The following is a 12927-nucleotide window of genomic DNA, read 5'->3' as shown; positions in this document are numbered from 1 at the left end:
ACTCGATTAGTTTTTCTGTGCAATCGCTTTTTCAGAAGCAGTTTCATCTTCAGGCTTATTTAATTTCAGAGGTTCTTCACCTTCAATTCTTAAAGCCATACCTTGAACAGGGGATTCGATTGAAGTCGAAACGATCCGATCACCTTCTTCCAGACCCGCGTTAATATAGACATACTCAGCCTCAGCTCGAACAACATCTAACTCTCTGTAGTATAGTTTGTTAGAGCGATCGCTCACTAATACTCTTGTTAAATCTTTAAACAGGTCTCGCGGTAAGCGCACCAGATTTTCTTCATGTTTTCCTTCAATCTTAGCGGTCACAAACATACCGACTTTTAAAGGAGAGCTATGCCTATCTGCATACAACACACCATAAGGATCTGTCACTCGTGCAACGGCATAGTGAACCCGACTTTGTTCATTAACAACCCCTTCCATCCGAACCAGCTCACCCTGCCAGGATCGCTTTTCACCAGCATAGTTGCTCAATAAAGTTACCTTTGGATTTTTCACCTGCTGTGAGGCTGAGCTCCAGCCCGGTACATTAATGTAAGCTAAGTCCTGGTCGGTCAAGGGTAGCCTCACTTCCGCGTAATCGACAGAAAAAGTGATACCCAGTTGAGTTCCGGTGGCTACAAATTGCCCAACATCAGCCTTTTTCTCTTTCACCATCCCGTCGTACGGAGCTCGAATTATAGTTCGTGCTAATTTTTGTTCAGCTTTTTTAAGGTCAGCCTGTGCAGATTGCATATTAGCTTCAGCTTCAAGCATAAAAGGTTTTCTTAACGCCAGGATTGGAGCTTTTTCACGAGAACGCCCTGTTAAATCCCACTCTTTCTGAGCCTGTTCAGCTTTTGCCTTTTCCTGTAAATACTTGGCTTTTTCGCTGGCTAACCTTGCTTTTGCCTGTTCAATTCCCACCTGGTAGTCTGTTGGATCGATTTGTAACAGGACTTCACCTTTCCTGAAAAAGCCTCCTGCAACAAATTTTTCAGAGACAGACTGAATAACTCCGGAAACTTCCGATACCAAAGCCGTTTCAGTTCGCGGCTTCACCACGCCATGCGCAGTTATCTGAAAAGTTACCGGAGAGACCTGGGGTGAAACGACCTGAACTAATGGCGAAGTATTTTCAACAGGCTTTTTCGGCGGTGGCTTTTTTCCAGCCATCAAGGCCATAAAAATAACCACAGCAAGTAGCAATATAGCCAAGCCAATAAAAAAAGATTTGATACCACTCATAATGACTCCATTGAGAGTATGGAATTAAGTAAAATAAAATAGATTAAGCCAGTATTTCAGCAAAGTATTACAATTCTATTTGATTGCGGTATTTTGCCTAAAACCAGTCTTAATTGCTTGCCTTAAATTGTAAATAAGATTATTGAATGTAAAGAAATGTATAGAAATCTCCAAAACCGATAAAAAATCGCTCTTTTGCTAGGTTTCGAGTATTTTTCTATCGGTAATGAAATGTTTTTTTCCTTAAAATCAGTAAGCTAGATAGCTGTCAACTAAGTGCTTCTTTACAATAAACAACAATTGCATCAGCCAAATAATCAGCCAGTCCGCAAGCGAAGTCTTCAAAATACCGACTAAATCTCGGATCTTGCTGATACAGGTTGGCTAGTCCCAATAATCCTTGATTGTCGACATTCCAGTAAAAACGCTGATGCTCATGAAATTGCCGAATTAGTTCCTGTGTTCTTGCCGACTCTGGTGGTAGATGGATACATTCTGCAAGCTTCGCATAAATAGCCTTTCCCTCTTTTTGATGCTCGGCATAACCATCCTTGCCAAGAGACCTTATTCTAGTCTCACTTCGCTTAACACTTTTTGCGCCCCAGCGCTCAATGGCTTCTGCTCGAATACTTTCTGCTTCTTTCGCTTCAAACCCCTGATAGAGATCGGATACATTCATTTCATACTCCTTGGAGCGCCTGATACTGGCGATCGTATTGTCAATTGTTTCCAATAAACCTAGTGTTCGGTCTACTCGATTAGCTAACGCTTTGCGTTGAAACTCCAAAGACTGAAGCAGAGAAAATTCAGGTGCAGACAAGATCGTCTTGATTTCTTTAAGTGAAAACTCAAGCTCTCGATAAAACAATATTTGCTGAAGCCTGAGTATTTGTTCACCTTTATAAAAACGATAGCCACTACTACTGCGAAATGCAGGCTGTAAAAGACCTAATTTGTCATAATGGTGAAGAGTTTTGACTGTGACCCCGGCCATTTTAGCAAGCTGTTTTACACTGTATTCTTTCTCTAGAGTATTCATCGCACTTGCTAATTTAGAGGCTCCCCTTGGGTCAGGGTCAAGAGCTAATAATTTTGCGTCATTCGGTTAGTGCAAAACAGTTTCCGCAGTATGGGCAGGCGGCTTTTCCAGACTTGTCCAGCTCTAGATAAACCCGTGGGTGCTGGTTCCAATGAGCCAGTTCTTTTGGCGGACAACAAGCTGGTAGCTGGTCTCGGGCTATCTCGATTATCTTGTGGCTTTTACTGCTGGTTTGGGCTTTAACTTCGGTAGTCATGGATATAGTCCTATTGAGTCAGTATTTAGTCATTAAAATGTTCTAATTGGCGAGCATTGTGCTTGACTCTGATTCGAATCGTGCTCCGCGTCGGTAACAAGAATACTTACCTTAACCAGTTACAAGGTAGAGTTTACCCTACTTTAGTCCGCCAGAAAATTGCTTGACGGTGGATTTATTATCAGCGAAAGCACTAAAAGTGAGCGCGATATTTTTTTATGCACCATTTTTGATCATGACTTTGCACCAATAGTGTCTTGAAAGTTGATATTTTGGTGCATATAAACTGGCACGTTTATTGAAATCCCTTAATTCGTCACGGCGTAAAAAGCAGCGTTCAAATTAAAAATAAGAACTGACGCCTCATATCGATAAAGAACTAGTGGATCAAATATGGAAGCAATAAACCAAACCAGCTATTTGTTTAATACATTATTTTTACTTTTCTCAGGCGCGCTGGTTATGTGGATGGCAGCAGGTTTTGCCATGCTTGAAGCCGGCCTTGTACGTAGTAAAAATACTACCGAAATACTGTGTAAAAATATTCTGTTGTATGCAATTGCCTGTATAGCCTATCAAATTATTGGTTTTGACATAATGTATCAGGATGGTGAAATCGCTGGCTGGCTTCCAAGCTTTGGTATTGGAATCAACGAAACAGCGCCAGAAGCCACTCAATCGAGCAAAGTTGATTTCTTTTTCCAGGTAGTTTTTGTTGCGACAGCCATGTCAATAGTTTCGGGAGCTGTCGCGGAAAGAATGAAGCTAGCTGCTTTCTTGATTTTTTCCATTTTTATGACTGCATTTATCTATCCTGTCGAAGGTTTCTGGACATGGGGTCAAGGTTTTTTAGGCGCTTCGCCCGATGACGGTGGACTAGGATTTAGCGACTTTGCAGGCTCAGCTATTGTTCATATGGCTGGTGCCGCGGCAGCTCTTGCTGGTGTTATGTTATTAGGACCGAGAAAAGGACGCTATAGTGAAAAAGGTGCACGTCCTGTTCCTGGAGCAAACATGCCGCTAGTCGCCATTGGAACCTTTATTCTGTGGATGGGATGGCTTGGGTTTAATGGTGGTTCTCAGCTAAGTTTTACCGGAATAGCAGATGCCGACGCGGTCGCGAACGTTTTTGTCAATACTAATGCGGCAGCAGCGGCTGGTGCGATCATCGCCTACCTGTTAAGTTCATTTAAATATGGAAAAGCAGATCTGACTTTAATCGTCAATGGCGCCCTTGCTGGTCTGGTAACCATAACGGCAGCACCTGACTCTCCAACTTCTACGCAAGCAGCTATTTTCGGTGGTATTGGCTCTTGCATTGTATTCTTTTCGATACGCTTTTTTGACAAGATTCGTATTGATGATCCGGTTGGTGCAATTTCAGTCCACGGCGTAGGCGGGATCATCGGGGTTCTGCTCGTTCCGGTAACCAAGGAAGTTTCTATTGTTACTCAATTAACAGGATTACTGGTTATTGGCGGCTGGACATTCGCTGCCAGTTTTACTTTTTGGTTTTTATTGAAGAAAAGTATGGGAATAAGAATTAGTGAACAAGATGAATATCTCGGAGCAGATATATCAGAGTGTGGGCTGGAAGCATATCCTGAGTTTATCAGCGGTAGAACAAGCAATTCACTTTAATCTTTAATCTTTAATCTTTAATCTTTAATCTTTAATCTTTAATCTTTAATCTTTAATCTTTAAAGTATCATCATCTCACCGCTGAAAGCCTCAAGTACAGATCAGCTTGGGGGCATTCAGTGTGGCTGGTTGGCTGAAGATTAGATTTCGCAAGTATTGAAGCTTAATTATTCAAATAAGAATTTTGCAGCGCTGCGAAATCTTGTTGAACTAAATATTATCCTGGCTTTTGCCAAAAATTCCTTTCCAGATAGCCGCTATCTGTAGTGTCTTGTCCTCAAACTCTTCCCGCTCCACCAGTTTTTCCGACTTGGTAATAGCAAGTTCATTGAGATGATTTCGAAATTGACGGTAGGTTCTGATAAGCTGCAAAGCCTGATTTTTGTCGATAATTCCTTCATCTTTCGCCAACAACAAACAGTCGACAGTATTGTGCGGAACCGACAGTTGTCCACGATAACTTAGAGCAACATATTGCGCGATAAATTCGATATCGACCAATCCACCACGTGTCTGCTTGAGATCAATTTTGTCCTGTCTGGTAACTTCGAGCTCAGAGCGCATCTTGTCACGCATCTCGGTTACATCTTTTTTTAGAGTTACTGTATCTCGCTTTTTCTTTAACGTCTTATCTCTTACCTTTTCAAACAAGGGGGCCAGTTTCTCGTCTCCGGCAACAAAACGTGCACGAACTAAAGCCTGATGCTCCCAGGTCCAGGCAGATTCCATTTGGTAGTCTCGATAAGCATCGATATGACTAACCAGCAACCCGGAACTACCCGAAGGGCGCAACCGCATATCAACTTCATATAACAAACCAAGATTGGTTCGCGTCGAAAGCAGGTGAATTAATTTTTGCGCCAAACGCGTATAAAAACGGCTATTGTTAAGAGGTCGCTTTCCGATTGTATTTTCATCTACCGGCTGATTAAACAAAAAAACCAGATCCAGATCCGAACCAAAGCCCAGCTCCATTCCTCCAAGCTTACCGTAGCCGATTACTGCAAAGCCGTAATCGCCATCACTCAAACCCTCGGGCTTACCATGGCGCTGAGTCACCAGTTGCCAGCAAAGCCTGATCGCAGCATCTAACACAACTTGAGCTAGCTGGGTCAAGTATCGACTCACTTGAGAAATACTGAGCCTTTCCGCGAGCAAAGCGGCAGCCACTCTCAACTCGTTAGTTTGTTTGAAGACCCTGAGCACATCCAGCACTTCTTCTTCGTCAAGCGTATCTACCCGTAATAAACTCTGTCTTAGTTCTGATTCAAGATCAGCAGTCTGTAGAGGTTCGTACAGACTATTGGGATAGAGTAACTCGTCGAACAAAATTGGAAATGCCGAAAGTCGTTGAACTATCCACTCGCTCTTCCCCGCCAGATCAACCAGATGTTGTAAAATTGGAGGATTCTCGCTTAATAACTCAAGATAGGCAGTCCGCTTCAAAACTGACTGAATAATGGTCAATGTACGCTTTAACGTATCTTGAGGAAACTCACTGGCAAGACAAGTAGACAGAAGCGAAGGAAAAAATGTTTTAAGCCGGTCGGAACCTCGCGCGGACAAACTTTTTACTGAAGGCATCTGCAAAAAGGAATTAAGGTTTTTAATAAAAAGCTGTGATTGCTCAGTGTCCAATTGAGTAAACCCTTCCTCTTCAGCCTTTTTTACCAACTGCTCTGCATCGATATGCCCTTCGGCGAGAGATTGGAAAAACTCACTTTGCAGGTGCTCCTTTTGTCTTTCCTGGCCCAGAAGGTGTTCAAACTCCTGATGCACACTACTTTGCACCTTAAGTAATTTTGTTAAGAATTCAGACCAGCTTGCAAAGCCCATAACCTGGGCAATGTATTGCTGTTCTACAGACAATTGAGGCAACTGGTGCGTCTGCTTTTCATGTAGTTCCTGAATACAATGTTCGAGCCGTCTTAAAAAACGATAAGCTTGTGCCAGAAAATCAGCCGTTTCTTCTGGTAGCATCTTGGCTTCAACCAGAAAAGGCAAGACTTTCAATATCGAACGCTCTGTTAATCGCTTGTCGCGACCACCTTGAATCAGTTGAAGGGATTGGACAATAAACTCAACTTCTCTAATACCTCCTTCGCCCAGCTTTATATTATCTTTAAGTCCTTTTCTTCGACTCTCTCGCTGGATCATCGCCTTCATTTCACGAATTGAATCAATCACTCCATAATCGATGTAACGACGAAAACAAAACGGGTGAATTATACTCTCCAGCTTTTCTCGCTCTTTAAGGCTGCCAGTGATAACTTTTGCTCGTACCATGGCGTACCTTTCCCATTCTCGCCCTTGCTCCTGATAGTAGTCTTCTGCTTGCGCCAAAGTAATCACCAAAGCGCCTGAATCACCATAGGGGCGAAGCCTCATATCGACGCGAAAAACAAACCCCTCTTCATTGTTTTCGTCTAGCAGCCTGATCAATAACACAGCAAGCTTTTTAAAGTACTGACTGTTTTCGATACTGCGGGAGCCTTTTTGCGTTGTCCCTTCTTCGGTATAAAAAAAGATCAGGTCAATATCAGACGAAAAATTAAGCTCTCTACCGCCTAGCTTTCCCATAGCGAGCACTAGCAGATGCTGTTGATTTCCTTGACTATCAAAAGGAATACCGAATCTCGGTGCAAGTATCAATCTCGCTTTATCTGCGGCATTCTGAATCAATACTTCCGCCAGTAGGCTAATTCGCAAGCAGGAAGTATCGATAGCAAACTTCCCAGATAACTCCAGAAAGGCGAGCACCGCGCTATGGCACTTTCTGAAAATCCTCAAGGAGCACATAATCTCCTGTTCGGTTTCACTACCTTTTTTCTGTTCAAACTCTGTCAGTTCAATATTCAGTGCCTTTTCAAAATCGTCATCTTCAATAGACAAATGCCATAATAATAACTTGCAACAATATTCGGGAAATCGAGTAAAGACCTGACAGACAAATGTAGAAGCAGAACTAACCGAAACCCAGTTCTGGAATAAATCAGAGGGTAGGGACGTTTTAAAAAAGTCGTTGGCTAATTCTTGCGAATGATTAGGCTCAGAGATTTGTGTAAACATCTATGTCAGCTTTTTTGATTAATTCAAATGCTATAGTATATTAGAAGCATACTCTGGGATTAAGTTAAATAAAACAACAATTTGTGGATTGAGGATATGCGAATGCAAGTTTTTGAAATGGTCGCAATTATTACGGTAGTTGCAATTGTTGCAGGGGTCATCAAAGAATGGCTGAATAGGCAGAAAACGCCTGAAGTTGACTTTTCAGGCGTTGAGTCTCGACTGGACAAACTTGAACAACTTGAAGAGCGAGTAAAGGTGTTAGAGGCAATAGTTACTGATAAGGGCTATGATTTAAAATCGAAAATCGACAATTTGTAGACACCTCATGGTATTAACTATGCAATTCGATGATTAGCAGGCTGGTGATAGTTATACAAGGTCAACCTGGCAAGCGGCATAGAACAACTAAGTTAGTAAACCGTACAAACAACGTAGAGGAGCAATGATGGAACTCTGGATTACTCTCGGGCTAATGGTAGTTCTGATTTTTTTTCTGGTTGGCATCTATAACAAGCTGGTAGCTTACCGTAACGAGTACAAAAATGCGTTTGCACAAATTGATGTACAACTCACAAGGCGGTACGATCTGATTCCAAATCTTGTAGAAACCGCCAAAGGATACATGAAGCATGAAAGCGAAACTCTGGAGGCGGTAATCAAAGCCAGAAATGCGGCAGCTAGTGCAAGCCATAATGCCGCAACTCACCCAGGTGAAAAATCAAGCATGAAAGAGCTGGCAGCAGCGGAAACATTGTTGAGTGGTTCTCTTGGCAAATTTTTTGCGTTATCAGAAAGTTATCCCGATCTTAAAGCTAATGAGACAATGATAAACCTCATGGATGAGCTAACTAGCTCGGAAAATAAAATATCTTTTGCACGGCAGTCATTCAACGATAGTGTGATGAGATATAACACTTTACGAGAGCAATTTCCAAGTAACATGGTCGCCAACTTTTTCGCTTTCACCGCGGCAGAGCTTTTAGAGATCGAAGATCCTCAAGCCAGAAAACCGGTAAAAATTTCTTTTAGTTAGTAGGTATGACGGCTAATTCAAAAAGCAGAGTTAGCCGTTTATCTTCTTAAGACCAGCGCCTCTTTCGAGATAGAGCCTTTCAAACTCGTCAGCTGTCAGAGGCTTTGAAAACAGATAGCCCTGCCCCTGCTCACAGCCAAGCCTTTCTAACTCAAATAACTCATCTTGGCTTTCAATACCTTCAGCAATCGTTTTTAGCTTCATCTCTCTCGCCAGTGCAATAATTGTCTTGACGATTGCCAACTGACTCTCAGTACAGTGGATATTAGTGATAAAAGCCCTATCAATCTTTAGCTTTGATAGAGGAAGCTTTCTTAAATAGGATAATGACGAGTAACCGGTGCCAAAGTCATCAATAGCGATGGAAACCCCCAGCCCCCTTAATTCCTCCAATACTTCAATGCACAGATCGATATCCTCAACCATCACCTCTTCAGTTATTTCAACCTCAAGACACCCGGGTGCGAGCTGATATTTATCACACAGTTTTTTGATTTTCTCAAAATAACCATTCGACAATAACTGATTCGGCGAAACATTAACTGCAACCTGCAACTCTATATGATAGGTCTCCTGCCATTGCTTTATTTGACGAATAGCCGAGTCCATGATCCAGTCACCCATTGAAATTAACAAGCCACTTTCTTCGGCAACAGGAATGAAGTCTACAGGTGAAATAAGCCCCTTTTCAGGGTGGTTCCATCTGACTAACGCTTCGACACCTTCAAGTGCTTTTGACGTAATATTAACTTTTGGTTGAAAACACAAGAAAAGCTCTTCGTCGTAATTCGCTTGACGAAGATCGGTTTCCAACTGAAGCCATTTCTGTTCGCGAAAAGCAATTTCATGATTAAAGAGGTTAACACCAATGCTATTATTTTTCTGCGCATCATTGAGTGCAGCAGTTGAGTTCTTGAGTAACATGTTAGCACTGTAACCATGTTCCGGATAAGACACACAACCAAACTGTATATCAACAAAAAATTCTCCGAAGTTCGTTTTAATCGGATTTTTACTTGAACGTTTAATATTGATGTCTAGTTCATCAACCAGTTGTAAAAAGCCTTTCTCCATTTTTTGTCCTTCAACCAGGACTTCAAACTTGGCGCCGGTAAATCGATATATACGACATAACTTATAATTAAGTACCGCGGGAAAAAAGATATTTTGTATACGAATAACAATGGAGCGAATCAAGGCGTCGCTCACGGAGTGTCCGTGGGCAGTAGTAATCAGCTGCAGACGTTTTACACCAATAGAAAACAGGTAGAACGGATACTCTGAACCTTTTTCGATGAGCTCGGTAAGATCCATTTCCAGACGCTTAAGATTAGGAAGTCCGGTGAGAGGGTCGTGATAAGCAAAAAATTCAAGTTCTTTTCTGGCAAGCTCTCGTTCGGTAATGTTTTCCAAGTAAACAATAAACTGTTGCAACAAACTAGAGTGATGAATTGAGAGTTCCAGATAGTCCTTCTCGTCATTATAACTAATGACTGCGAAATCCTGTTCACCATCTTTCATATTGTTGATGGCCTGCTCTATCATTTTAAATAAATCACTGTTTTTCCTTCCTGCATAGTTGTTTTTCCATGCACTATTTTCAAAGACACAACGACCTTGATAGTCAATACAAATAACGGAATTGGGATTCTTCTCAATAAATAAAGCCAGTCGTTGTCTTTCTAGAAATTTTATTTTTTCTCGACGAATGTAGTAAGCGACAAATGCGCCAACCATTAAAAGTACAAAAGAAAATGCGCTAACCCAAATTGACATCTTATTTAGCTGATCATCGGTTTTTTGCTTGGCAATTTCTACCTGTTCTTTGATTTCATTGGCAAGAAGCTCCAGATCGGGTTTCAGTATTCGGTTAATTCTTGAGATCTCAGCCAGCTGAAGTCTTGCTTCATTCCAATCCCAGGTATCTGGAGGAAGCGCATCGTCCAATAACCTGGCATGCCGCTTGAGCTCCATGAAATCTTTTTCAAAATTAATAAGCGCGTTATGAGAAGGATAATGAGTTTCAAGCAACCGAATATTTTCATTTATCGACTGATTAATTGCAGCAAGTTTTCTATTGGTAGGAGTTCGATCATGTTCGTCAACACTGGTTGTTGCATAAAGTTCGTAAAGAACTCGCTCATACTCTACGACCTCATGTCTTAAGTTTGCAATGTAATTTAACGACGGTAGCTGTTGTAAAATAAGATCGTTGTTAACCTTACGAATCGAGTAGGAACTATCATAAACAGACCAGGAAACCCAACCCGAAGTCAGTATAATAAAAAAATAAATAGCGCCTATGTTTAGGCGGTTCTGCTTCCCGCCGTCATTACTCACCAAAACAGTCCTGGATAGTCAAGAATTTCAATAAGTATAGTTCAGGATATGCTAGAAGCGAGATTGTTTGTCTGACATTACAGGGTTGTGCATTTGCCAATGCGACAAAGCTTTAAACTTGTATTAAGGCCTATACAGGAAGAGTGTGACAGGATAAATCTAAGGGGGGAAGCAAATCCCGTCGCGAACCAAATCCCGTGGTAATAAATTCTTAATACGACCCTTTTTATTTAAGCCCATTCCCAGAGATTTATTGGCAAATTTCAAAATAGTTTCCCCGTCTTTTAAGCTCTGACAGTCCACGACAATATTCTGTCCCCGATAAAAATCAGACGCTTGCTCTGAATTTAAAGTAACCACCTGCTTTGATGCTTTATCGCCAAAACAGCAACAAAACTCATGAGATGCGCGTACTTTAATTCCCGATCTGGAAGGGTAAACCGTAGCCAGTTTCATCCCCGAACGGTTAACTTTTATGTAACGATCAAGCGACTCAATCATTGCTGGAAAGATCCAGACGTCTTTTTCTCGCTGCAATAGCTGATAACCTTCAGGCTCAATATTCACTCCAAAGTGACTCGAAAAATAGTCCAGAAGTCGCTTTTTTTCAGTCTTGCTAATAGGCTCAAAAGGGCCATTAAACTTGGCAACCGGCTGAGACTCGATAACTGCAGATTCAGGCTTTTCGAAACATGAAATAAAGAAGCCTTCACTATCAAATAGTTGAGGAAGAACCAGCAGGTATCCTTCCTCAGTTCTAGCCTGTTGTGCACCAGGAAACAAACTTCCCAACTCAATAACCTGAGCATTAGTTTCCGACACAAGATAGTTTGCCACTTGCTGGTTCTCTTCCGGGGACAGGGTACAAGTTGAGTAAACTAGCCGTCCTCCAGGTTTTAATGCTCGGTACGCGGATGCTATCAACTCTTTCTGCAGCACCGCCAGCTGCCTGACCCGTTCAATATCCCAGCTTTTCAGCGCGTCAAAATCTTTTCGAACAGTGCCTTCACCACCACAAGGTGCATCCAGTAAAAGGTAGTCAAATTGGCCCGGCATTAAGTCGCCAATAACTCGTCCATCTTGATGAGATAGACAAGTGTTGAGGATTCCGCAGCGTACCAGATTACTATGTAAGCCTTTTAGCCTGCTGGCTGACAATTCATTTGCCCAGATAATGCCCCTATTTTCCATCATAGACGCCATTTGCGTCGTTTTAGAGCCTGGTGCAGCGGCAATGTCGCCAACTAGTACGCTATCAGCGATGTCATCAGGAAGCAGAGCGACAGGAGGCAGCATTGAGCTGGCTTCCTGAATATAAAAAAGTCCTTGAATATGTTCAGGTAAATTCCCCAGACTTAAACTATGGTTCGCCTGAGACAGGTCAATCCAGAAGCCGTCCTCACACCAAGGAACAGGTGTGAGTATCCAACCATATTTGGATGCAATCGCCGAAAACTCATTCTGACTGGTTTTCAACCGGTTAAGGCGAATACTCTTTCTAAGAGGCTGTCCACACGAATGAATAAATGCGGCTTCATCTGCTTCAGACAGAAAAGTCGCTCTAGCATGAGCTAGATAATCAGCCGAAAGCTCTCCCCCGGATTTGAGAGGAATATTTTTATTTAAACTCATTTTTTTCTGGGTAATCTCGATAGCTGTATCTAATTCCAACCAGTATTTTTGCGTTTACCACCAAACTTGGAAAATAGCCATCCTAAGAACATCCCACCAAGCATTACCGCAGCGCCTGCGAAGAAAGTGTCTCGATCAAAGCCACTCTCATACAGTTGTGCTTTTTGACGCGATTGCTCAGCTTCTGTTTGAGCTTTTGCCAACTCTTGTTGCAAGTTACTATTAACCGATTTAAGCGGAGTCATTTGATTGATTTCGGCTTGTAACACTCGAACTTTTTCTTCATAACTACTTTTCAAGCGCACAATCTCTGCATTAGCTTCCTTTAACTTCTGATGAGCTGTCGGTTGAGAAGTCAGCAGCTTGGGATCGACCCAGGAATTGCGCCCCTGCTCATCTTTTACCTCTACAAAACCTGTTTCTGCGTCGCGCTGCACAACCTCCAGTTTCGCACCGGGCTCCAGACGATATCGAACCTTGTAGGCGTTTGATGGACCAGTTCTGGTCCAAATCAAAATTTTATCGTCGATATAAACAGTTTCAGCCAATACCACATTGGAAAACGTCGTCCAAAATATCAGGCTAAGAGATAAAAAATAAATTTTATTCGAAATGATTTTCATATAAAGAATCTACACCGGTTCATCCAATCTTTTTAAGGAGCGAAATCAA

At 42.0% G+C, this 12927-nt stretch carries 10 protein-coding genes; 3 read left to right on the top strand and 7 right to left on the bottom strand.

Annotation, left to right across the window (positions count from 1 at the left end):
* Positions 1 to 6 precede the first annotated feature (6 nt).
* The 3 genes from IYN84_RS12480 to IYN84_RS12470 all read right to left on the bottom strand — a co-directional run bounded on the left by IYN84_RS12480 (position 7) and on the right by IYN84_RS12470 (position 2537).
* Complete coding sequence (locus tag IYN84_RS12480) at positions 7 to 1242, bottom strand: efflux RND transporter periplasmic adaptor subunit (RefSeq protein ID WP_196139539.1); 1236 nt, start codon at positions 1240 to 1242, stop codon at positions 7 to 9.
* A 268-nt stretch (positions 1243 to 1510) separates the two neighbouring features.
* On the bottom strand, positions 1511 to 2281 hold the full coding sequence (locus IYN84_RS12475) for a MerR family transcriptional regulator (RefSeq protein WP_196139538.1): 771 nt from the start codon (positions 2279 to 2281) through the stop codon (positions 1511 to 1513).
* A gap of 58 nt (positions 2282 to 2339) precedes the next feature.
* Positions 2340 to 2537, bottom strand: a complete 198-nt coding sequence (locus IYN84_RS12470; RefSeq protein WP_196139537.1) for a zinc-finger domain-containing protein — start codon at positions 2535 to 2537, stop codon at positions 2340 to 2342.
* A 393-nt stretch (positions 2538 to 2930) separates the two neighbouring features.
* On the opposite strand from IYN84_RS12470, the gene IYN84_RS12465 reads away from it, so the two are divergent.
* Positions 2931 to 4178 (top strand): ammonium transporter, encoded by a 1248-nt coding sequence (locus IYN84_RS12465; protein WP_196139536.1) that lies wholly within the window; start codon positions 2931 to 2933, stop codon positions 4176 to 4178.
* 210 nt (positions 4179 to 4388) lie between these two features.
* Here IYN84_RS12465 and glnE read toward each other — a convergent pair whose 3' ends face one another.
* Complete coding sequence (gene glnE / locus IYN84_RS12460) at positions 4389 to 7247, bottom strand: bifunctional [glutamate--ammonia ligase]-adenylyl-L-tyrosine phosphorylase/[glutamate--ammonia-ligase] adenylyltransferase (protein ID WP_196139535.1); 2859 nt, start codon at positions 7245 to 7247, stop codon at positions 4389 to 4391.
* A 102-nt stretch (positions 7248 to 7349) separates the two neighbouring features.
* Between glnE and IYN84_RS12455 the strand changes: the two genes are divergently transcribed.
* A complete protein-coding gene (locus tag IYN84_RS12455) occupies positions 7350 to 7568 on the top strand; it encodes a hypothetical protein (protein ID WP_196139534.1) in 219 nt (72 codons plus the stop codon).
* 124 nt (positions 7569 to 7692) lie between these two features.
* Complete coding sequence (locus IYN84_RS12450) at positions 7693 to 8283, top strand: LemA family protein (protein ID WP_371734876.1); 591 nt, start codon at positions 7693 to 7695, stop codon at positions 8281 to 8283.
* 30 nt (positions 8284 to 8313) lie between these two features.
* Here the strand turns inward: IYN84_RS12450 and IYN84_RS21700 are convergent, their stop codons facing one another.
* The 3 genes from IYN84_RS21700 to IYN84_RS12435 form a co-directional block, all read right to left on the bottom strand.
* Positions 8314 to 10623, bottom strand: coding sequence for a GGDEF domain-containing phosphodiesterase (locus IYN84_RS21700; RefSeq protein ID WP_196139533.1), 2310 nt, complete (start codon positions 10621 to 10623; stop codon positions 8314 to 8316).
* 159 nt (positions 10624 to 10782) lie between these two features.
* Complete coding sequence (locus IYN84_RS12440; RefSeq protein ID WP_196139532.1) at positions 10783 to 12255, bottom strand: NOL1/NOP2/sun family putative RNA methylase; 1473 nt, start codon at positions 12253 to 12255, stop codon at positions 10783 to 10785.
* A gap of 29 nt (positions 12256 to 12284) precedes the next feature.
* Positions 12285 to 12878 (bottom strand): TIGR04211 family SH3 domain-containing protein, encoded by a 594-nt coding sequence (locus tag IYN84_RS12435; protein ID WP_196139531.1) that lies wholly within the window; start codon positions 12876 to 12878, stop codon positions 12285 to 12287.
* Positions 12879 to 12927 lie beyond the last annotated feature (49 nt).

The organism is Aliikangiella sp. G2MR2-5 (genome assembly GCF_015687155.1).
In the GTDB taxonomy this organism is placed as follows: domain Bacteria; phylum Pseudomonadota; class Gammaproteobacteria; order Enterobacterales; family Kangiellaceae; genus Aliikangiella.
This window is presented reverse-complemented; position numbering and strand designations above follow the sequence as displayed.